This window comes from Dermacoccus sp. NHGro5, assembly GCF_017565385.1.
GTDB classification, from domain to species: domain Bacteria; phylum Actinomycetota; class Actinomycetes; order Actinomycetales; family Dermatophilaceae; genus Dermacoccus; species Dermacoccus nishinomiyaensis.
The window spans coordinates 41486-63997 of sequence record NZ_JAGEKQ010000017.1 but is presented as its reverse complement, the minus strand read 5'-3'; the positions used below and the strand labels follow the sequence as shown (position 1 = coordinate 63997).

At 66.5% G+C, this 22512-nt stretch carries 11 protein-coding genes; 3 read left to right on the top strand and 8 right to left on the bottom strand.

What is annotated here, in order from left to right; all coding sequences use genetic code 11:
* Nucleotides 1–3: 3 nt before the first annotated feature.
* Both J4Z35_RS08540 and J4Z35_RS08535 read right to left on the bottom strand, forming a co-directional pair.
* A complete protein-coding gene (locus J4Z35_RS08540) occupies nt 4–1584 on the bottom strand; it encodes a hypothetical protein (RefSeq protein WP_074040079.1) in 1581 nt (526 codons plus the stop codon).
* Complete coding sequence (locus tag J4Z35_RS08535) at nt 1584–3371, bottom strand: DUF262 domain-containing protein (protein ID WP_074040077.1); 1788 nt, start codon at nt 3369–3371, stop codon at nt 1584–1586. Before J4Z35_RS08535 ends, J4Z35_RS08540 begins: the two co-directional genes overlap by 1 nt.
* A 67-nt stretch (nt 3372–3438) precedes the next feature.
* Here J4Z35_RS08535 and J4Z35_RS08530 point away from each other — a divergent pair, with 67 nt between their 5' ends.
* Both J4Z35_RS08530 and J4Z35_RS08525 read left to right on the top strand, forming a co-directional pair.
* Entirely contained in the window at nt 3439–4890 is a 1452-nt protein-coding gene (locus J4Z35_RS08530) for a PIN-like domain-containing protein (protein WP_074040075.1), read from the top strand.
* Complete coding sequence (locus J4Z35_RS08525) at nt 4887–6263, top strand: hypothetical protein (RefSeq protein ID WP_136788220.1); 1377 nt, start codon at nt 4887–4889, stop codon at nt 6261–6263. Before J4Z35_RS08530 ends, J4Z35_RS08525 begins: the two co-directional genes overlap by 4 nt.
* A gap of 47 nt (nt 6264–6310) precedes the next feature.
* Here J4Z35_RS08525 and J4Z35_RS08520 read toward each other — a convergent pair whose 3' ends face one another.
* Nucleotides 6311–7102, bottom strand: a complete 792-nt coding sequence (locus tag J4Z35_RS08520) for a hypothetical protein (protein ID WP_074040069.1) — start codon at nt 7100–7102, stop codon at nt 6311–6313.
* A gap of 173 nt (nt 7103–7275) precedes the next feature.
* Here J4Z35_RS08520 and dcm point away from each other — a divergent pair, with 173 nt between their 5' ends.
* Nucleotides 7276–8517 (top strand): DNA (cytosine-5-)-methyltransferase, encoded by a 1242-nt coding sequence (gene dcm, locus J4Z35_RS08515; RefSeq protein WP_074040067.1) that lies wholly within the window; start codon nt 7276–7278, stop codon nt 8515–8517.
* Here the strand turns inward: dcm and drmC are convergent.
* The 5 genes from drmC to drmD are packed head-to-tail and all read right to left on the bottom strand — an operon-like array spanning nt 8507 to nt 22428.
* Nucleotides 8507–9277: a DISARM system phospholipase D-like protein DrmC gene (gene drmC / locus J4Z35_RS08510; protein WP_074040066.1), complete on the bottom strand. Its 771-nt coding sequence runs from the start codon at nt 9275–9277 to the stop codon at nt 8507–8509. The two genes, dcm and drmC, sit on opposite strands and share 11 nt — an antisense overlap.
* Nucleotides 9264–11333, bottom strand: a complete 2070-nt coding sequence (locus J4Z35_RS08505; RefSeq protein WP_074040065.1) for a DUF1998 domain-containing protein — start codon at nt 11331–11333, stop codon at nt 9264–9266. Before J4Z35_RS08505 ends, drmC begins: the two co-directional genes overlap by 14 nt.
* Entirely contained in the window at nt 11326–15150 is a 3825-nt protein-coding gene (gene drmA, locus J4Z35_RS08500; protein ID WP_074040061.1) for a DISARM system helicase DrmA, read from the bottom strand. Before drmA ends, J4Z35_RS08505 begins: the two co-directional genes overlap by 8 nt.
* On the bottom strand, nt 15143–19273 hold the full coding sequence (locus J4Z35_RS08495; RefSeq protein WP_074040059.1) for a DNA methyltransferase: 4131 nt from the start codon (nt 19271–19273) through the stop codon (nt 15143–15145). Before J4Z35_RS08495 ends, drmA begins: the two co-directional genes overlap by 8 nt.
* Nucleotides 19270–22428: a DISARM system SNF2-like helicase DrmD gene (gene drmD / locus J4Z35_RS08490; RefSeq protein ID WP_074040058.1), complete on the bottom strand. Its 3159-nt coding sequence runs from the start codon at nt 22426–22428 to the stop codon at nt 19270–19272. The genes J4Z35_RS08495 and drmD overlap by 4 nt, the downstream gene beginning before the upstream one ends.
* Nucleotides 22429–22512 lie beyond the last annotated feature (84 nt).

Below are 22512 nucleotides of genomic sequence, written 5' to 3'. Positions count from 1 at the left end.
CCGTCATCGCTCGATGCTCATGGGCGTGAGGGATTGGGCCAATTCCGGGATGTCGACGACGGGCACCTCGTCGTCGGGCAGGTTCATGCGGCTCGCCAGCAGTTCGGCGAACGATTCGGCGGCTTGGTGGGCTTCGCCGTCCTTCGCCCACGAGCCGAACTCGAGGTGCAGGTCGTCATCCGTGGTCACGATGGTGAGCGCGGGCGCCCGCCCGTCGTTCTTCTTCACCCGCACGAAGCGAATGTCGCCGTTGTCGATCGCGTGCTCTATCTCGGCGGAACTCTCGAAGGTCTTGGGTGACATCACGTACGTGGTCCGATCCGTGACGGCTACCCAGCGGCGGCGCCCGATGTCGGCGATCGCGAGCCCGCTCGCCTCGTTCATCTCGGCGAACCCGATGAGTCGCTCGCCCGGGGTGCCGGCCACCCAGGGGAGTCCGTGGAGGACAGCGTCTGGAACAGCGCCGTCGACGGCGGTCCGATTGGGCGCGATGAAGGGTTCGACGCTCGTCAGGCCGAGACGCCGACCCAGGTCGTTGACGATGGCCGCGAGGTGGGCGCTCGACGCCGCGTTCGCGCGGCTCGCCGCCCGCTCTCGGAAGGAGAGCGTGCGCTTGGGGGCGCTCAGCGTCGCGGCGAGGTTGAGCTCCCGTCGTAGGTCGGCGAGCAACGCCGTCGCCCTCTCCCTCTGCCGGGCACCTTCGGTCTCGGCCTGCTCGACGAGGCGATCGCGGCGTCGGGCCTCGCGCTCGTCCTCGCCGGCGTGCAGGGCTGCGTTCGCCGCTTCGAGGAGGCGGAACATCCGCAGCGCCTCCGTCGCGAGGACGAGGGCCTGAGCGTCGCGCACGACCTCGGGCCGCTGCAGAATCTGCTGTCGCGCCGAGTGTGACTCCGCCCGAGACAGCGCATGCTCGTGGCCGGCGACGGTGTGCTGGGAGCGGTCGACGTAGGCCTCGAGGTCAGGTCGCAGATGGCGAATACCACCCATGATGGAGTCGGTGACCGCACCGATGTGCGTCGCCATGTCGTACGCCTGGTTGATCACCTTCGTGGCCCCGGTGATCTGGGACCAGTGGTCGCTCTTGATCGCGTCGAACACGCCCTCGGTGAGTTTGAGGTTCTCCTCCGCGGTCCGCTGAATCTGGGCCATCTGCGCCTGCATGGCGACCATCGCGAGTGCGCCGCCGGCGGACGCCGCAATGGAGGTCGCCTGCGCGCCTCCGGCAGCGATGAGCCGGGCCTGGCCGACGATCTTGCCGTCCTTGACGAGATTGCCGGTGAGCTGACCGCCGCTCATCATGGGCTGGGCGCCCTTGGCGATGAGGTCGAGTGACTGCGGGGCGAAACGAAGCAGCCCCTGTGCCTGGACGATGCCGTTCGCCGTCTGTGCCGCCACATTGCCCCAGCCGAGGGCCGATGCAGCAGCTGAGGCGATCTGCCCCCGGGCGCCGGTGTCGATCAGATCCATGGGGAGCAACTCGACCCCTTCGGGCACCGCATCACCCACGACGACGGCGACGCCGGGCTCGATCTCGATGATGGCGCCCCGAGCGCCTGCCTCGGCGCCGCTGGACTCTGCGGTCATCACAACCCCTCGTAGTAGCGGCGAACGGCCTGAGCCATGAGCTGGCGGCGCTCGGCCAAGAAGCTCTCGTAGTTGTCCACGGAGACGTCACGGATGTTCGCTGGGATGGCGTTCTCTTCGAGATTGCGCACGAGATCGTCGGCGTCGACGATCTCCCCCAGCTTCAGCACTCCAGTGGCGATCTGTTCGTCCACCACGCCCATGTATTCGGCCGGGGATCGCTTGCCGATACTGATGTTCACCGACGTCTCCGTCAGCGCGAAGTTGGCGACCTGGTTGTAGTCGCGACGGTCGGTGACACCGTGCGCCTGCAGATAGGCCTTGGGGACGATGTGGTGGATGTCGCCGGAGTTCTCGTGCATCGCGGTGACGGTGATGCTGCGCGAGAGGAAGCCGCGCTTGTTGGCATGGATCTGCGATGCGAGGAACGCCTGGAACGCCGGGGCGCTCGTCGACGGTGTCTGGAGCGCTGACGGCATCGTGACGTTCCAGTAGGCATCACTGAGGGTCGATTCTTCGAGCTGCGTCAGGTAGGCCGCCGCTCCCATGGAGGCGATGCGCCGCATGTCGAGTTCCCACGTCGTCTCGAAGCTTCCGGAGTGACGTCCCGTCAACATCGACATGACGAACCATCGACGCACGATCCTCTTGCGCTCGCCTTCCGACATCGATGCGTCTTGGCGCAGACGCAGGTAGAGGGCGTAGGCGAAGTTCAGCGCGTTCTTGGAGCCGATCATGCTGGGCGTGATGAACCCGGCGGACTTGATCGTCATGACGAAGTTCTCGAACTCGTACTGGTTGACGATCTTCGCCAGGGCTGCTTCGAGCACGTCATAGGCCCGCGGGATGCGATCCGGGTCGAGCTTCCGCGTCTCCGGGTCGCGACCCGACAGCTCCCCCACGATCGACGACGCGCGCCCGCGGCTGAAGCCCACGAGACCAGCCACACGGATGATGTCGCCATAGTTGGGGTCGTACAGGTCCTCCGAGACGTTGCGAAGCCAGGCGATCTTCTCCAGATAACCCGAGGCGCCGAATTCGACATCGTTCTCCTTGATGTCGTCGTACGCGTGCGGTGCGACCGACAGGTGCGCGAAGTAGTCGATGAGCTTGCGCAGATTGCGGCCACGGTCGCCGTACGTCGCGATCTTGCTCATCGCGAAGTCGGCACTGCTCAGCGGCACGCCCTTGGAGTTGATGCGGATGAAGATCTCGGACACCGTCTCGACGTCGAGGTCGTCGCTGAGCGAGATGATGCCGATCTGCGCGTGCTTTATGGATGCAAGGTGCTCGAGGTTCTCCTCCACGACGTCCGGGTCTGCATCGGGGTTGGCGGCCAGGTATTGGCGGACGAACTTCAGGGGCGAGCCGTTGAAGAACTCGGCCACGTCCGACACCCACTCCGGGTTGCGGTCGATGACCGGGGTCAGCGTTGCGAACTCTTCACTGACGGGGTTGAACGCGATCGTGATGCGTTTCTGGCGGTACTTCTTGTCGATGACCTTGAGCCCGGCGACAGCCGCGCGCAGGGCCGTGATGCGCTGCTGCCCGTCGATGAGGATCTGCTGATGAGTGGCCACCTGCCCGCCCTTGAGCTTTGCTCCGATCGACTGCCACGTGATGAGGTAGCCGACGGGGTAGCCCTTGTAGAGCGAATCCATGAGGTCACGCACCTTGACGCTGTCCCACACGAAAGGACGCTGCAGCTCGGGGATCGCGATCTGCTCGGCCTTCACCAAATTCAACAGGGTCTCGACGTCACGATGCTCGACGGAATACTTGGCCATGAGTCGAGACTAGCCGCGCGGGTGCCGCCCACGATCATGTCGTGGGCTCGGGAAAAGACTCGCTGTCATGACGGCCACTGCCTATGATCGGATCATCAACCGCCCACTCCCTGGAGAGCCCATGGTCCAGAACGACGGTTTCACACCCGAGAAGGTCATCGCCTCACCGCTGGCGCATGGTTTCGAGGCTTGGTTTCCGCCCGTGGCTGATCGAGCGAGGATGGCAATCAAGGAGGGCCTCGTCGTCATCGACACGAATGTTCTGTTGAACCTCTACAAGTACGACCCGGACGTGACGCACCAGTGGTTCGACATCTTCGAAAAACTAGGCAGCCGCCTCTGGATCCCACACCAGGTCCTGGTCGAGTTCTGGAAGAACCGTGACCGCCTCGCTGGCCACCCCGACAACACGCTCAAGGCGGCCAGCGACATCCGCAAGGCCCGCCAGAGCCTGATCAATTCTTACGCAGCGTGGATTCGTGATAGAGGTCTGACGCAGACCGAGACACAACGCGATCTGGTTCGCGATCTCACCGGGACTGTCGATTCCCTTCTCGACGAGATCGACGCGGCAGATACCTTGCATCGCGAACGTTTTGACAGCGATCCGGCCCATGACGAGGTGGCCCAAGAACTCGCGCGCCTCACGTCGCTTCCGTCGAATGCGGTACGGGTCGGCAAGGCCTTCGGCGATGCGGTACTCAAGGCCGAGCTGGCGAGAGCAGACCAGCGATACGCCGAATCCATCCCGCCTGGCTACATGGACGACAAGGAGAACGAGCGCACCAAGGTCGGTAAGAGTTCGGTTGCCAAATACGGCGACTATCTGCTCTGGCGGCAGACGTTGAACGAGGCCAAGACGTACGTCGAAACCGAGGGTGCGTCATGCGTGGTACTCATCACCGACGACGGCAAAGAAGACTGGTGGCGCAAGTTCGTATCTGACGACGAGGAGCACCGCCAGGTAGCTCGACCAGAACTCGTCGAAGAGATGTTCCGAGAGACAGGGGCTCACTACATCCAGCTCACGGCTGCGTCCCTCCTGCGGTACGCAGACGCCCTGAACATCAAGGTCAGCGCTGACGCCATCCGGAGCGCAGAGACGGTGAACGAGTCAACCGACGATGAATGGATGGAGGAGACCCTCTACCTCGACGTCCCTCGGAGCAACGTCCATGCGACTGCACAACTCAGCCGCAATGACGATCGGGTCAAGGTGCTGCGCGGCAGCCAGGCCAGGATCGAACAGACTCCCACCATCCCTGATTACACGAAATGGAGGATCGCCCAGTTGCTCGAGGAAGGGACCTTGGCCCGCGACCTCGAGAACACCGACGCTTACGTCTTCACGACGGACTGGGTGGCCAAGACCGTGTCTGCCTCTGCCTGCGTGATCCGGGCGGCGTCAGCGAGTGGCAATGCCTCGTGGCGCACCAAGGACGGCATGAGCCCGCCGGAACTCCGCGCCGCACGAAACAGCGAGACATCAGGCGAGGAAGACGGGGAGATCGGGGAGTGAGCGACGGGGGGAAACTGCACGAGCCTTCGGGTACGGCCTGGCTATTGCCAGTAGCCGTCGATCCGACGATCCTGGAGAACTGGGAGGAAGGCCCGGCGCCCTTCAATCTCTCGGAACAGGTCCGCACCTCCATGGGCGGGCATCTGCAGAACCCGAAGGCCGACCGCATCGATGCCCAAGAGCGACGCCATTCATGGACCTCACGGTCAGCCGACCTCCTGGTCCCGACGAATGATGATGATTCACCTCGTGACACACGCCGGTGGTATCGGGAGGCGAGCGGAATACAACTGGGCAGTTTTGCGCTTTCCCAGCTCGAACTTCTCACCGCACCCGCTGCTGGCGCGGCTGATGACCGGGCCGACATCGGGGTTCTCATCATCCACCTCGCCGCAGACCAACAACTGACACCCGACCAACAGCTCCGGGACGCCCTGTACGGGTATGTTCGACAGGCCGAGCCACGCAAGGCAGTGTTGAAGCATCTCATGAAGATCCTGGGCCCCGGATTCGACCTCGAAGCTCTGCCAGGTGCTCGAGAGCAGGTTCCCTCTCTCTATGCGGTCACCAACGCCACGAGTCTCGACGCTGCTGACGACGACGAATTGCTGCTTGCTCGAGAGATGGCAACGCTCACACCGTCTCAGAAGCACGGATCGGAGAGTGTGCAAGACCGGGAGTCACGCCTAGCCCGGACTCGCTCGGACATGACCCGTCTTTCCGACTCGTGGTCGGCCATGGTCACGGGGCACGGCACCGCCTTCGTCGGGAGCACCAAGAGCTTTCCCGCTGCCGCTACCTACATCTCGACGATCTATGTCGACGCCATGGCCGGGGTGCTGCTGTCTCGAACCATCCTCTCCGTGCTCGCGGACGAGATTCACACCACCATCGGAAATCTGCGCCGCGCCGGCTCGACGGAGGAGGTGCTGCGGACCACACTGCACCTCCGGACGCGCCTGCTGTGGCTCCGTTCCACTCTCCTCAGAATTCCTCAGACCGAGTCACGCCCCACGATGCTCATCTCGGAACGGCTCGCGCTGAACCTCAGGGTGCCGGACCTGCTCGCAGGGATCGAGGATGACATCGCCTCGCTCATGGAAGTGGCTTCCCTGCAGCATCAACTGGCACAGGAAGAACATCGACGCATCCAGGAGGAGCACCAGCGCCAGCAGGAAGCATCGTCGAAGCGCGTCGACACCATGTTGGCGATCCTGACGGTCGTGGCGCTCCCCCTGACCATGGCCTACTCGGGGATCGACCTCCTGGGCGGAGGCAACAAGTCTGCGAACCCCTGGTACTGGATCTTCAGTGTTCTGGCCGCAGCACTAGCCCTCGGCTTCATCTGGCGAACTCACCGCAAGCGGCGATGACGGCACGCCCGGCGCTCGGCCAGCATCACTGGGTCCACGGGGTTGTTCTAGACCCGGTCGAGGCGAGCATCGTGCAGGTGCGGTGGTTCCGCGGCATCGTCGCAGGCCATGACGACAAGGCTGCACACCCAGGATCTCTCATATTGGCTGGTCGGTCCGTACCCACACGTCAACAATGGTGGCTCCTGCACCGCCGGGAAGCGCTGCTCCGCGTGCTGGCTGCCGATCAAGAGGCGGATTCGAAGTCGCCAGCTGACGGCACCGTTCGCGCAGTTCCCGGTAACACCGATGAATTCCCGCGCCCCTGGCGCGATTTCCCGCTTCGCTCCGGCGAAGTAGTCGGTGCCATCGATTGCCCGTCCTCGAGCGTCGGCCGCGTCGAGGTCGATGCTGAGTTCCAGCACTCCGAGCTCCCCCTGTGGCGGATTGGAGATGCGTGTACCCGTCGGGGCGTTGCGCCGCTGTTCCACCTCTGCTTCGATGCCGACGATCCACACCGGGACTGTCAACGGGTTGTAGACCTCGAGAGGGAGCAACGTCGCCCCGACGTCGTATGCCTTCCACCTACGCCGGGTCTCTCGCAGGAATCTGTTCGGCTGGATGACCCCGTCCTCGTTCAGTGAGTAGACATCCAAGAAGTCCTCACGATCGAGGATCTCGTCGGTCGCCACCTCCCAGATCGGGCCGGGTTCCGAGTCGTCCCTGGATACCTCGATCTTCAGCCGCGTGCGGCCGAGGCTCGCCCGCTTCGCGGCGGTCTTCCTCCACGCAAGCCCGGCGATGCTGGCTCCGGTCACTCCGGTAGCGCCAGCCAGGGCGCTCAACCACTCGACATCCATGCCTTCATGCTCCTTCTCTCACCCCGGGTCACAGCCCTGGTGCGCGGGCTCGATCCACGACAGACGCTAGATGAATTGGGCTGTTCGGCGAACCTCGAGGATGATTGGCGTCGTCGCTTCATGACAGCTCACGACGGCCCACCGTCGACCACGCATCACCCGAAGGAGGCACGGTGAAGGTAGTAGGGCTCTTCGCCGGTATCGGCGGCATCGAGGTAGGGCTGCAGTCGGGTCACGGCGCGGTCGAGACGGAACTCCTCTGCGAGTGGTGGGCCCCCGCCCAGACGGTGCTCCGCAAGCACTTCACCGACGCCGAGGTCGAAGGAGACGTCGCGCAGCTGGCGTCACTTCCCGCGGGGCTCGACCTCGTCACGGCAGGGTTTCCGTGCACGGACCTCTCGCAGGCCGGCCGTACGGCCGGCATCACGGGCAAGGCCTCCGGGATGGTGGGTGAGGCATTCCGTCTGCTCGAGAAGAGCACGAATACCGGCAAGCTTCCAGATCTCCTCATCGAGAACGTGCCCAACATGCTCGTGCTCGACCGGGGGCGCGCCATGCGTTACCTCGTCGACGAGCTGGAGAAGCTCGGGTATGCATGGGCCTATCGCACGGTCGACTCCCGGTTCACCGGCCTGCCCCAGCGTCGTCGACGCGTCATCCTCCTTGCCTCCGCCGTGCGACGGCCCGAGCAGGTGCTCTTCGCCGACGACGCTGGCCCACGCCCCCTGGATCACTACTGGAAGGACGCCTACGGTTTCTACTGGACCGAGGGCAACCGGGGAGTCGGTTGGGCTCAGGACGCCATCCCCACCCTCAAGGGGTCGTCGACGCTCGGCATCCCCTCGCCCCCCGCGATCTGGCTTCCGGGCGCGGAGACGCCCATCGTGATCCCCGCCCTCGAGGACGCCGAGGCACTCCAGGGATTCGCGCGGGGATGGACGGACATCCCCTTCGAGGGCCTCACCCCTGCTCGGGAGCGTGGAACACGGTGGAAGATGCTCGGAAACGCCGTCACGACCCGCGTGGCAGCGTGGGTCGGCGAGCGCCTGGCGGGCCCAGGAAGCATCGCCGTCGAATCGGCCGAGACACTCGTCGTGGGCCGTTGGCCCGCGGCCGCCTGGGGCAGCACCGGTCAGGTGTGGCAGGCGCAGGCCTCGGAGTTTCCCCGCCTGGACGCGTACGAGCACCTGCGTGACGTCGCCGCCCCCCAGCGGGCCACCCCGCTGTCGGACAAGGCCCTCCTCGGGTTCACGACACGTCTGCTCCGCAGCTCGTTGCGTACGCAGCCCGCCTTCAGGCAGGCACTCGTCGACGAGTGCATGCGCCGCGATCTCACGCTCTCGGCGCCCGCGACCACTTCGGCGACCGACCCCACCGGCGTCGAGAACCGCCGGCACGACGAGATCAGAGCGTGACCAGCTCATAGATGCTGGACCGGAATTCGAAGAGCGTGCGTTCGACCTGCTGCGTGAGCAGTCTGTCGACGGCCACGATCCCGAGCTCCACGTTGTGGCGCTCAGCGCTCCTCGACATGTTGGCGCTGGTGACGACGAGCTTCTGGTGGTCGATGGCCACGAACTTGGCGTGGTTGCGGATGACCCGGTCACCGAACCGGCGCGTGCGCCAGACGTTGGCACCCGGAAGCTCCGTGGCCAACTCCTCCGGCGTGTACGACGCCACCCACTGACCCTCCTTGCCGACCCAGGGCTTGCCCTCGGCCGCTGCTGTGTCGACGAAGAGGTTGATCTTCACCCCCGAGTCCGGGTCGACGGCCTTCAGGGCCGCGACGAGCGCAGACGACCGCTGCAGGTTGAAGGTCGAGCACACGATCGAGGCGCGGGCTCCGCGGACGTGGTCGGCGAGTTGTGAGGTCGCCGAGCCCGTGATGCCGATGCCGTTCGGCACCGTCCACACCGGGGTGACCGTCTTCTCTCTCCCCAGGGCCGCGACGAGCGAGTGGAGGACGAGGACGAGCTGACGGGTGCCGCTCACACGGTCTGGGCCGTCGTCGATGATCGCCCGGCAGAGCCTCTCCGCGGCGACCCGGCGGGTGGGATCGACCTCCTGGACCGCGTAGGACAGCGGTTTTCGACGACGCAAGGCGGCGATGAGGCGTTCCGCGTCCGACGCCGTCAGAACCTCGCCGAGCCTCTCCGCCGCCTCAGGCCCAGTCACCAGGGCCCCCGAAGAAGCCGGTCTCGTGTCCGGGCAGTGACAGCAGCATTCGCCGATCGAGGGCCCGGTTCGCGTTCTCGCACGACGTCTCCGACGCCATCGCGCACGAGTGACACGCTGCACCGTGGAGGAAGTCCTCCGAGTTGGCCGGCACCCGGTTGCCGCAGATCGGGTCCGAGGAGCATCTTCCAGCCCGCCGCAGCGCACTCGCGAGGATCCCCGCGAATCGGTCGGGGTCGCTCAGCGCGACCAACCCGCCGAGTGTGCCGTCGCTGTCGGGGGCCGTCGTACAGATCATCAACCCGGCTGCCGGCGCGCGCCCCTTCTCTTCATCGGCACTCCACGCATACAGACGCTCGGAGAGCGATGCGGACGCGTAACCACTGTGCATGGCCATCTCTCGCATCAGTACGTGGCTGAGCGTGTGAAGCAGCCAGAAGCGAGGTGGTTGCAGCCTCTTGTCCGACTCCTCCACCTTGGCCGTGGCAGAGAGATGGTTCAGGTAGTAGCGGTGGTTCGCAGCGCCGTAGTCCTTCCACAGCTGGGTGCCGAGGATCTTCTCCTCCCACGACGCGATCGCGCTCTCGTCGAAGGTGATGAGCATGCCCTCGCCGCGATTCTCCGTCGCCACGGTCCACTTCGGCTTGCCGTCCCGCGACAGACGGACGAGACGATCCGCCGCGTCGTCGACCCGCGAGAACTCGTCGATGCGTGTGAAGCCGAGCAAGGCCTGCACCTTGCGGAGCTGATCGACCGCGACGAGTCTGTCGACGCGCGGGAGCCGCTGCCCCTCCAACACTCGCTCGGTCAACACCAGACCACTCTTGCCGTAGGGCTGCTGCGGCATCGTCGGGCGCTCGTTCTGCAAGGTCCTCCATTCCGGAACTCGGAGATCGAGCGGGTCCCAGTCCAGGAGGCGTTGCTTCTGGTCGCCTTCTTCCTCTGCGTCACCCGGGGTGAGTGCCTCGAGGAATGCCGCGACGAGCGGCGGATCGGTCTCGGGAAGATCGATGCCCTCCGCGTGCTTCGAAAGCATGCGGCGCAGGGCACGCGGCTTCTTCGCCATGTCTTCGGGTGCGTCCTCCTCTGCGAGATCCGCCACCACCTCCTCGTGGGTGAGTGCGACGCGCAGGTCCGCGACGAGGGTCTCCTTCTCCTCTGCCTGGGTCTCCGGCATCACGATGACGGATTCCGAGACCGGGAACCACAGGTTGGAGGCACCGACGAGCATGAGGCGCAGCTCTGCGTCGCAGCTGGCGTCGTAACCGTCGAGGTGCGGGTGTCGGCCGCGGCACCTGGGCAGATTCGACTTCCCAGCCTCTCCCTGCGCCTCGTTCATGCCGCGCTTCGCGCCGCACTGCGTGCACTCGACTCGCGCGGAGGAACCGGCGGTGCCACCCGGATCCAGCATCCTGAGCACCGGGTTGGCGACCTTCGGGCACGGCGCGAAGTGATGCACCCATTCTCGGTAGGGGAACTCATCGAGGTGCCCCTGCAGGCAGACGAGCAGGTAGCGGGCAGGTAGGGCGCTGGGCGCCATCTTGCTGCCCGCGGTCTTGCACTCCTCGTGAACGAAGCCAGCCCGATCGGGACGGCCTGGCACCGAGTTCGAGTACGTGAAGGCGCTCAGGCGCGCTAGCCGACCGCACTTCGTGCAGCGCAGCCACTGCGGAAAGACGACAGCAGGAACGCCCATCGTGCGACCGTCGTCGTCCCACGAGTTCGACTTCTCGAAGAACGGGTACGGGCGCAGGGCCTCGACCTGAGAGCCGAGCAACCAGCGGACTCGCGCCAGGAGCCGCGGAGCGGGGACCACGGGCCTGTCGGTGGTCGGCCACTTGCTCCACACCCGATCCCAGGCGTCGTAACCGAGGGGTAGCACCGTGAATCGGGGCATGTCCTTGATGGCCCCGGGACCGTCCGTGAAGAACAACGTGGTCGGCCGAGCGCTGCCGACCTTGGAGAAGTTACGACGGCCCGTCGGCTGGGCGGCCACGCGAACCTGGTCGTCGACGATGTCGATCTCGTGGTCGGGGTCGTGCGTGAAGTCAGTCATCGTCGCCTCCGGCGTTCTGCTCGTGGACCCACCGTGGCGTCACGCGAGTCTCGGGGATGAGGAGCTTGTCCTCGTCGGGGCTGAGAAGGATGTTGATCTCGGGCTGGACCTCACGCATCGAGTTGGGCACCTTGAACGGTGGACGCTCCCGGAGGCTGTCCTTCTTGGTGACGGACTCGGAGGAGATGACGAGCGCCATGGCCTTCTCCTTGGCCGCAGCCCCGCGGCCGAGACGGTCGTAGACGAGGACCTTCTCGCGTTCTCCGGCGAGGTCTGCACGTTCAGCCCACTTGTCCAGCCAGGCATCGAGTTCCGCGCGCGCGAGGGTCTCGGCCTCGTCACCGCCCGCGCGTCGAGCACGTTCGGCGATCTGGTCGCACCATGCCTTCACCCGATCCTTGATCGCGGCATCCGCGATCTTGCCGGCGTGGGCCTCCGGCGAGAGCCCGTCTGGATCGCCAGCATCGAGGGCACGCGCGGCGCTCACCAGCACCGCAGGGATGCCACGCCGCAGTGCGGTGAGCGAGTACGGCGTCACGGAGAGGGATTCGACCCTCGAGTAGAAGTTCTCGTGGAACGCCCGAAACTGCTCGTAGTGGACGAGGTCTCGCGGGCGCGCCGTGTTGCCCAGCGCGACGACGAGGCCGGGGCGGTTCTTGTCTCGACCGACGCGCGACGAGGCCTGGATGTACTCGGCCGTGTTCTTGGGCTGACCGACGACCATCATGAGACCGAGACGCGTGACGTCGACACCGACCTGCAGCATCGACGTGGCGAGCACGACGTCATACGGATACGTGGGCTTCGGCAGCGCTGCCAGAGCAGCGTCGAGCTCCTTGATCAGACTGGCATTCGGCTTCTTCGGCTTGTTGGCCTCGTAGAGCTCACGCCGGATCCGGCGCCTCTCCGCGCGCGCCTCGCTCGAGTGGGTCTCCGCCGAGAAGGTCTGTGTCATCCGGTCGAGCGTGTCCGTGATGTCGGTGCCGCTCTTGCGCGACGTCAGCTCCTCCAGGCTCAACCCGTTCGCGGTCATGCCACGCCCCGGCAGCGACGTTCCGCGAACGTTCTTCCACCGCAGGTTGAGTCGGACGTCGTCCTGCACGAAACGCGCCATGCCGGCGAGCTCACGCAGCGCACTGAAGTAGGCGACGACCGTCATGTACGGATCGGCCTCGTCACCCCCACGGTCGAGCAGAAGCTGCCCGGCGGACAACAGGAGGGTCGCGAGACGGATCTCCGAGAGTGTCAGGCGGCCGCCCGCCGTCGACAATCCGAGGTAGAGACGCCCGGGCGCGTAGCCTTCGCGCTCGGCGTCCTCCGGGGATCGCCACGGCTTCAACTCCTTGGAGAAGAACGTGTTGCCTGCGTCGAGCACCTGCGGAGGGAAGACCGTCATGCCGCGCCCGTAGAGCTGGCGGATCTGGTCGCCGGCACTCCGGACCGTCGCCGACGAGGCAACGATCAGCGGGCCGCACTCCGCGCCGTCCGCCGACCGCCACCGGCAGAGCAGGTCGATGACGTTCTCGAACAACCCGACCGTCGTGCCGAGTGAGCTCGTGATGAGGTGCAGCTCGTCCTGGATGACGAGGTCCGGCGGTCGCAGCCGCTTGGCCGGCGCCCGGTGGGCAGCGGGGGCGTCACCCTTCTTCAGGTGCTTGGAGCCCTTGCAGTACGCAGAGTCCGGGTGGACGAAACCGTGTCGGCTGCACCGCTCCGTCACGTGCCCGAAGAGCGACGCCGCCTGTCCCTCCCGCGCGAGGCGCGCAAACTTGTCGACCGTGCCGATGACGAAGGCCGGCGTGAGGCGGTAGATCTCCTCGTCGGTGGTGACCACCGGCAGCCCCTCGGCGTCGGCGAACGGACAGTCGCCGAGCTCGTCACCGCAGGAGACGTGGACGCGGTCGAAGTCTTCGTCGAGACGCACGTTCTTGGTCTCGATGGGGCTTCCGCACCACGCGCAGCGCCGCAACTGGAGCGTCTTCGGCCGCCTGGACGAATGCTCCATCGCCTCCTCGATGTCCTCCTTCGCAGCCTTGATGGTCTTCGGCGTGACGTCGGAGCCGACCCACATGCCGATGCGGAACGGCGTGGTGCCCCACGTGGCCTTGTCGTCGCGCCGTTTCAGCTCGGCGGCGCACACCAGAGTCGTGGCGCGCTGGAACTGCTGCGACGTGAGCAGGCGCAGGGTGTAGCGCATGAGCACGGCGACACCGGTGGAGCCGTCGAGCCCTTCCTCGCCCACCACGCCCTGCAGACGGCGGATGGCGAACGTGAACGCTGCGAGGCCGAGGTAGGCCTCAGTCTTGCCACCGCCGGTCGGGAAGAACAGCAGCTCGACGTCGGCGTCAGCACGCGCGCGACGTTCGTGGGCTGGGTCGCAGAGCGCAGGGAGCTGCATGAGGACGAAACCGAGCTGGAACATGCGCCACGAGTGCGCCTTCGCGCCACGCTCGGCAACCTGAGCCTCGGCGGCGTCGAGCGACAGGCCCTCCGACGCGCGCAGCTCGGTGATCTGCGAGTGCACGCGCTGGTCGGCCATCACGTCGTTCATGAACTCGAATGCCTGTCGCGCCTGCTCGTTCGCAGGGTCGACGAGGAAGTCGATGCCCTCGGCCAGGCGGGCAGCGACGAGGCGAGCACTGTCGATGGCGTCGAACGCGATCTGCTGCAGGTGCGGGGGCAGGGCCTCGGCGACGGGCTCGCCCTCTCGGGGTGCGGCCTCGCCCCGCACCACCTTCTCCTGCAGATCGAGCCACTCGACGTAGGCGTCGTGCATGGGCCGCAACGCTGCTTCCAGGTGCTCGGGGCTGAGCTCTGCGAGAGCGCGCATGTCGAGCACGACACCTTCGACGGTCTCGGCATCGACGGCGGGCACCTCGACGGTCGGCGTCCATGTCGTCGAGACGCGCGACGTGCGCCCTCCCGAGGGATTGGCCCAGTCGACCGAGGTCGTACGCCCGATGGCGAACTCGAGCTTGTCGCGGTACTGAAGCGCCAGCTGTCGCTCCTCGGGGTCGTCGAGGAGCACGCTCTCGTCGAGCCGCACGTCGCGCACGGGCAGGAAGACAGCGCTTCCGTCGGTCGACTCGACGATGAGCTTCGTCTGGAACAGCCACGCCCCGACGGGGACGCGGTCGTTGGTCGGTTGCACGTTGCACAGCGAGAGCTCGACGTGTCGACGACCGGTTGCTGCCTCGTCGAAGCGGTCGGCGTGCAGTTCGACGTGCTCGTCCAGTTCGACCGGAGCGGCCTTGCCGCCCGGCACGAGCGCGCCCACGTCGATGACGGTGCTGACGCTCTTGGGCTCCCTCGCGTACCGCGTGCGCGCGTTGGGGTCCGAGTCGTCCGGGCGCCGAGAGGCGTAGCGCGCCCACTCGGCGATGACACGTACCGACCCCACGTCCGCGGGCAGCTGGAAACGCAGGCCCATCGACGCGGGAACGGTGGAGCCTCGCTGCAGGGGCGCGTCGTCGATGCCGTCGTCGCCGGTGTCGCCACCCGTCCCGCTGTCGGCGACCCGTTCCTCGTCGCCCTTCTGCGGTCGCGGGGCCTCCTCCTCGAGCTCGATCTCATCGTCGGCGACGAGAGCACGTTCGGCCAGCGGGCGCGGTGCGAGCTTGCCGAGCATGTACTTCGTCACCGGCGACTCGGGCAGCAGCTCCTCGTCACCGCCCGACGGGCCGACGAGTTCGCGTTCGAGGATGTCGACGAGGTTGCGGCGAGCGGTCCACGACGTGCCGTCCGGTTCCCATTCCAGCTCGTAGGGAGCGGAGCCGACGAGCCCCGGCTCGGGCGTCTCTGTGGTCGTGTCAGTCATCGGAGCCCTCCGACTCGGTCGTCTCGTCATCCGTGGCCGGTGGCGCACCATCCTGGAGCGCGGCGCGGCGGTGGTTCTCCTCGAGCAGGCGATCGAGGATCTCGACGCGTGCCTCGGGGCACACCGTCCAGCGTGCCATCTGACGGTAGGTGTGGAATCCATGGTTCAGCTCGACGTCGCCCCAGCCGTACGCCTCCATGACGACGTGGTCGAGCTCGGTGTGGATCTGCCGCATTCGCGCGACGTCAGCGTCGTCCTCGTCAGCAATGGTGGGGTCGTTGACGAGGTTGTAGAGCTTCGTCAGACCGAGCTCGCGACGCAACATGATTTCTTGGCGCTTTGTGTCAAGCGCTAGTCCACACCGCTCTAGCATCGCTGTATTTCGCGGCCGAGGAAAGGTCTGGAACACGTCCGTCGGAATATAACGAGGGTCCCCCTTCATTCCTGAACCCCGCTGAATTACCCAGTCGCGGTGAATAGATGACGACAGAAGCCCCAAATCTGCTGACGAATCGAGAGCGATCACCACCAGCATGTGGCTCATGACTTGCTCAACCCCCACGAAGACGGGCATCAGCGTTCTACTGGTCAAGGTGACGGCAATCGTCCGCTGCTGCGTTCGCAGCGCCGCCCGCATCCCCGGGCGAGCGTTCCAGAACTTCCACCACTCGTTGACCATCCGAGGGTATTTGACGACGTCCTTGGTGATGCGTTCGGGCCGGACATGCTGCTCGACGTGCCGCCAGGGCTCAGCGTACTGACGCGCCTGCTCTTCCGAACGTTCTTCGAAGTCGATGACCCAACGGCTGGCAGAGCAATCGGGGCGGGAGTTGAGGTCCTCCCCGTTGAGGTAGGGATGGAGCACCTCCGCATTGCGAGGATCTTCTGCGATCCACTCTGCGGCCTGTTGCGGGGACACCACGAAGCCCTTGCCGAGGATGAAGCACCCGATGAATGCAATCTTCGCGTTCTCGCGAAGGCGCACCGGACGCCCCTCGACCCGCCCAGACGGTTCGAGCAGGGTTGAGATGCGTGGAACGACGGCACCTTCGGACACTCGCTCGGCAGTCTCAGCGACGCCGCCGTTGACGCCCCACACCCCGGCGAACTCGAGCGCCGCCGAGCGGGCTGGCCATGGCCGCGACTGCACGGCCTGCATGATCGTGAAGCCCGCCTCGACCATTCTGTCCAGCCCGACCTCACGCGTATCACCTTGGGCAATGGTGTTCGTGGCGATCAGACCCAGGGTTCCCCCGGGCTTCAGGAGATCCAGGGCCCGTAGGAAGAAGTACGCGACGAGGTCGGCGTTTCCCGCCGTGCCACCTGCGAGCTGATGGACGAGCCATTCTCTCACCGGGCTGCCGATGGCGATCGAGATCTTCTTGCCGCCGAGAAAGGGCGGGTTGCCGATGATCGCGTCGAAGCCACCACGCTGCATCACCTCGGGGACTGCCAGGCACCAGTGCAGAGGCTGCCACCGGTCTTGGTCGGCCTCGACACCGGGCGACAGCCGTTCGATCGTCAACCCCCTGTCGATGATGGCATTGAGCATGCGGGCCTCGGCCTGACGCGCATTCTCGGGGAAGGCACGATCGACGGCGACGCCGAGGTCCTCGTAAGCCTCATCCAGCTTCCTGCTTGGCTTTCCGCCGTGCACCAGGCCGGCTGCGATCACACCATCAGCGATGATCGTGGGAATGGCCATCAGCCGGTACACATCGCCCAACTGCGCGCGCTTGGCTCGAGCACTGCGCTGAGGATCGTCACTCGCGATCTCCGAGGCCAGCCGCCGACGGAGATGGATGGCGTCGGAGATCCGATCCGAGAGATGAATGGTGTGAACGAGGCGCCCGTCGACGACATCGAACATTCGCGGCGTCATGGGTTTCGACGTCGGTGACATGTGCAGCTCTTCGAGCTGCCGCAGTGACGTGAGGCCGAGCAGCGAGTTGCCCTGGAACACCTTGTCGTCGACGAAGGAGAACGGCTTGCGTGGGTCGAGCGAGACGAGCCAGAGGGACAGTTTGCACATCTCCACGGCCATGCCGTTGATGTCGGCGCCGTAGAGGCACTGCGCGACGACCTCACGGATGGCAGCCGTCCGCAGGCGACGCCGTGACTCGCGCTCGTCGAGCCCCTGAGACGCCCATTTGTCGAGCAGATCGGCCGCTCGACCATCGCGCTGCCACGCCTCGACGAGGCGATCAGCGAGGTATCGCGCCGCAGCGACGAGGAACGCGCCCGAACCGCAGGCGATGTCCGCCACCTTGAGCTCGAGCAGGGCATCCGAGGAGAGTGGCGCCCATTCGTCGCGGTTCGGCGTCTGGTACGGCCCCGGCGAGAAGACGAGCGGTTCGAGCGCGTGGAGCACGACCTCCTCCGCGAGCGCCTTCGGCGTGTAGTGCGCTCCCGCGTTCTTGCGCGACGGCGTCTCGACCACCATCAAGCCGCCCTCGAGCACGACCATCGGCTTGCCGCGCAGGTCTCGCCGGATGATGCCGAGCCAGCCCCTGAGACGTTCGCGCAGTTCCGGATCATCCGTCACGCGTCGGAGCGTCGGCTCGGCGTCCTCCGCCGAGTCGCCCGCCGCGAACGCCTTCGTCATCCGACTCGTGGTGGCCGTCTTCGCCGCAGGCTGGTTCTTCTTCACCCAGGCGGCGATGGTCGTCGACGTCGCCGCATCGGATCCGGCTTCCTCGTACAGCTCGTCGAGCACGTCGAGAGGCACCTCCGGCTCGGCGCCGTCCGGACCGATGAGGCCGAGTGTCGTCGTCTCGGCCCGACGGCACGTGTAGCCGAGCAGGCCCTCGTAGACGTAGCCGATCTGCTCGACGTCGATGTCGCGGAACGAGACCCGGCGCCGCCCCTCCCCCTTGATCTCGGTCTCCTGCACCGAGCGCAGCACGTGGAGCATGACGAGGTCGCTCACCCCGAGCGCGAGGGTGCCGGCCTCGGTGGGAGCGGTGAGGAACGGGAACCGAGCCGGGTCGAACAGCGAACCTCCGTAGGCGGGCAGGCGGAGATCCTCGAAGTTCACGCCACCGAAGAGCGCCGTCGACGTGGCGAGCAGGCGGTGCCACACCAGAAACGTTCGGTCTAGCGAATCGGATCCGGTCTCGGCCTCCTGGCGCACGAGCTCGTCGAGCTGGCCGGCGAGACCGTAGGCCCGGCGGTACAGCTCACTCTGGGGCAGCAGCCCGCGCTCCTCAGCGAAGAGGAGGAAGACGACGCGCATGACGACCGTCACGACCGCCTCGTAGATGACGTCGCCGTCGTCGGGAAGCGGGTTCGAGCCATCCGCCCGGCGTCCTGACTCGTCGAGCGCCGCCACGAGCAGTTCGACGGCCTTGCGCACCTGAACGCCGAGTGCCTCGGTGATCTCCTCAGCCGCCACCTGCGAGGCGACGAACACATCGGGCAGATACGAGACGAGCTTCGTGTTGAACAGCGACGAGCCTGAGAGCAACTCGACGAACGCATCACGCACTCCTGTCTCCGACGACCACGTGAGCGCGTCGGTCTCCCCCGATGACGGCATGCCGCCGTCCTTCGCCGGCACGCTCACGAGTGCCCACCGCCGACCGTCCGTCACCACACCGATGCGCACGTCTGCACGACGCAGCATCAACTCCATGCGGTCGATCGCGCTCTGCGACCATCCGTCGAGGCCCGGGTCGGCCAGCGACCCCTGCACCGGGTCGACGACGTGCACGAGGGCCCCGACGCGACCACCGGCCCGTGCAACCCCGTCAGGACGCACCGACACGTCTCCCCTCGGGGAGGTGACCTCGGCGTCGATCTCATCTCCGACGTCACGATGCCAGGCCTCTCCCCACCCGACGACGTCACGCAGGACGACGTCGACGAATGCGTCACGGGCCTGCCGGTAGTCGTCGAGACCGGTCTCAGGCCGGGCATCCCACGCGTCCCACGCGCGCTCGAACTCGCTGGTCGCGAGCGTCAACCACCTCCGCCGGTCTCCTTCGAGCGGTGGCATGCCGCTGGGCCATGCCTTGACGAGAGCCCGGGCCGCGAGGAAGGGCCCCTCCGTCTCCATCGCTGCCAGCCACCGGCGGTGCGCTTCGATCGGCTTCATCGGGCGGTGTGCCTGCTTGGACTTCATCGTGCGCCTCCCAGGGCAGCTGCGTCGGCGGGGGTGAGGGCGAACACGACCGCCGCGGCCGAGACGAAGGGCTTGACCTCCGCGTACCGCTCTCGGATGAGAGCGAGCTCGCGCCTCTGCTCGTCGTCGAGCGCCTCGAGGCGGTTCTCCATGGAGCGAATGTCCTGTCGACGCTGCCTCGCTTGTTCGTCGGGCAGGAGCGCCAGTTGCTGCTGATTCTCCGCTTCGAGCGCGACGGCGAGAGAATCATGCAGATTGCGCCGGAACGCGGCATAGATCTTCTCTGCCCGCTCCTGATCCGCGGCCAGGCGCCCCGCGAGACGATCCTCGACACCCTCCTGCCGTCGTCGCGCCCGGTGCTCCATGGCGCTCTCCAGGCGGGAGCGCAGGCGCCCGTCAGCGTCGTTCCACCGCTCGGCCAACGCCTCACGCACCGCCGCCGGCGCGAGGACGAGATCATCACCGTCGAGCACCGTCTCGAGCATCGCGTCGACCTTCTCCTCGGCCATGTCAGCACCCCGCAGACGCACCCCCGAGAGGAAGACCTCCTCGTGCAGACGGATGCCGCCTCGGCCGACGAGCACGAGGCGGGAGACGGCCGCCACGCACGACTCGGGAAGCCGCTCGTCGACGACCGCGGTGACGCGGTTCAGCGATGAACCGGAGCCGAAGAGGCTGTTGCGCAGCAGCCGCGCCGACTTCTGCATGATCGCGTGCCCGAGATGCACGTGCACGACGTCGCGGCGCTCGGCGGCGACGTCCTCGTCGAACGTGATGGGGCGCATCACCCCGGGCGCGAGACGCGACTCCAACCCCTCGCATGCCTTCGCCCATCGCGGGCTCAGGTGATCGACGCGGAAGGTCTCCGGCACGTCGCCACCGATGTCGTCGGGATCGACGCGCAGCGGCGGCTCCTGCGACAGCTCGAGCGCAGCATCGACGACGCGGCGGGCGTTGAACGGCGACAGGTGCAGGCGCTGCTTCTGGTCCGCGTACGTGCGTGCGAGGTTCGTCAACTGCTGGTTCAGCGTCTGCTCGGCAGCGAGAACGGCGTTGACGACGTCGGCATCTCGGCCGCGGGGCACCACGCGCCGCTTGCGACGAGGGAGGAATCGCTCCTGGACCTCCTCGTCGATCAGCTCGTTCGTCGAACCCAGGTCGCGATCGGTGTTCGCCACCTTCCGAGCCAGGTACTCCACGAAGTGCAGGTCCGCCGCATACGCGGACGAGGTCTCCACCGGGGCGAAGTAGTAGATCTCCGGCGGCTTCGTCTGCCCGTAACGATCGATGCGGCCGACCCGCTGCTCGAGACGCGAGGGGTTGAACGGCACGTCGAGGTTGACGAGTCGGTGACAGTACGTCTGCAGGTCGATGCCCTCTCCCGCTGCGTCGGTGGCGAGGAGCACCCGGAGAGGTTCGTCCGACGGCGGTGCCGTGAAACGGGCGCGGATCTGCTCTCGCATCTCTGCCGGCGTACCGCCCTCGATGACGGCGAGACGCGTGTCGTCGAGACCACGCTGCTCGAGGACGTTCTGGACCCAGTGCAGGGTGTCGGCGTACTCCGTGAAGATGACGACACGTTCGTCGTTCCACGTTCCGTCCGGTCGGCACACGGCATCCAGGAACTCGACGAGCTTCTCGACACGCGAGTCAGCACGCATCTCGTACCCCTTGGCCCAGGCCACCAACTGCTCGACGGCCGCGGGATCGGCGTCGCCGAACGGATCTTCGGACCTGGCCCCGGCCAACGCCCCGAACTCGGGCTGCTCGGCGAGCCCCTCCTCGTCGTCCGACTGATCCGTGCCGAAGAGCTCGGCGTACTCGTCGTCGTCGTACGTGGAGGATGACGACGTCGATGACGACAGGTATCGCTCGAGCGTTTGACCGAAGGCCCACGGGCTGGAGAGGAAGCGCTTCGTGAGGATGAGCGAGACGATGTCGGCGCCCTTCTTGCCCCCGCTGCGCCGAGCACCCTCGTCGAGGATTTTCTGGAAGCTCTCGAAGGCCCTGGCCTCGTCCTCGTCCGGCTCGAAGACGATCTTCTCGATGACGCGCCTCTGGAAGTTCTTGCCCTCGATGTCCGTCTTGAGACGCCTGACCGTGACGTCGGCGAGCGCCTTCGCGTCGACGTTCGCCCCGCGCGAGAAACGACGGTCGTCGATCATCTCGAGCAGCGCGGTGAACGACTCCGAATGACCGTTGTGCGGGGTGGCACTGAGGAAGAGACGGTGCTCGCACCGCTTCGCGAGCGCCCGCGTCGCCTCGGTTCGCTGACTGTCGACCGCATACCCGCGCCCGCCACCCAGAGAACTCGGGCTCGACGGCGCCACGTGATGCGCCTCGTCGACGACGAGGACGTCGAAGGCATGTCGTGCGGCGGTGGCAGGGTCGGACTTCTCGGGGCCGTAGACGTCACGCAGGAGCCGCTGCGCGCGCGCCTTCGGCAGCCAGGCCATGCTCACGATGATCCGGGGAAAGAGACGGAACGGATTCGCAGCGAGACCATGCCTGCGACGCACGTCCGCGAGACACGCGCTGTCGACGATCGTGAAGTCGAGGCCGAACTTCTCGCGCATCTCCTCCTGCCACTTGATCATCAGGCTCGGCGGGCAGACGATGACGACGCTTCGCGCACGGTGACGCAGCAGCAACTCCTGGATCACGAGCCCGGCCTCGATCGTCTTGCCGAGACCCACGTCGTCAGCGAGCAGGAGGTTGGTGCGCGGAGCGGAGAGCGCTCGACGCAGCGGCTCGAGCTGGTACGCCTCGACGGCTGCGCCCGACCGGAACGGCGCCTGGAAGGCCTTGTTGTCGGCACTCGTCACCGCACCCCAGCGCACGGCGTCGACGACTGCGCCGAGAAGATTCGGGTCGTCGAAGCTGCCCGGCTCGACATGGGACGGGAGGCCCTGGTCGGGCAGGGTCGTGTGGCCCACCTCGAGCTCCCAGACGACCGTGAGCTCCTCGCCCAGCCGGTCCTCGTCGATCGACTGGAGCGTGACGACGTGCTCGGCTCCGGCCCGTCCCTCGTCGGCGGGGCTACGGGGCAGCCCCTGATCCTGGACGTCGGCGACGGCCCAGGTCGCCCCCCGAACCTTGACCACCTGCCCCGGCTGGGGTATCGCCGGCACTCGCGGCAGCGTCTCGACGGTCATGGCACTCCTCGGGTCGAACGGGCGCCGTGATGGCGTCCAGAGGCGATGCTACCGAGGGGAACTCATCGACTGAGCACCAATCTG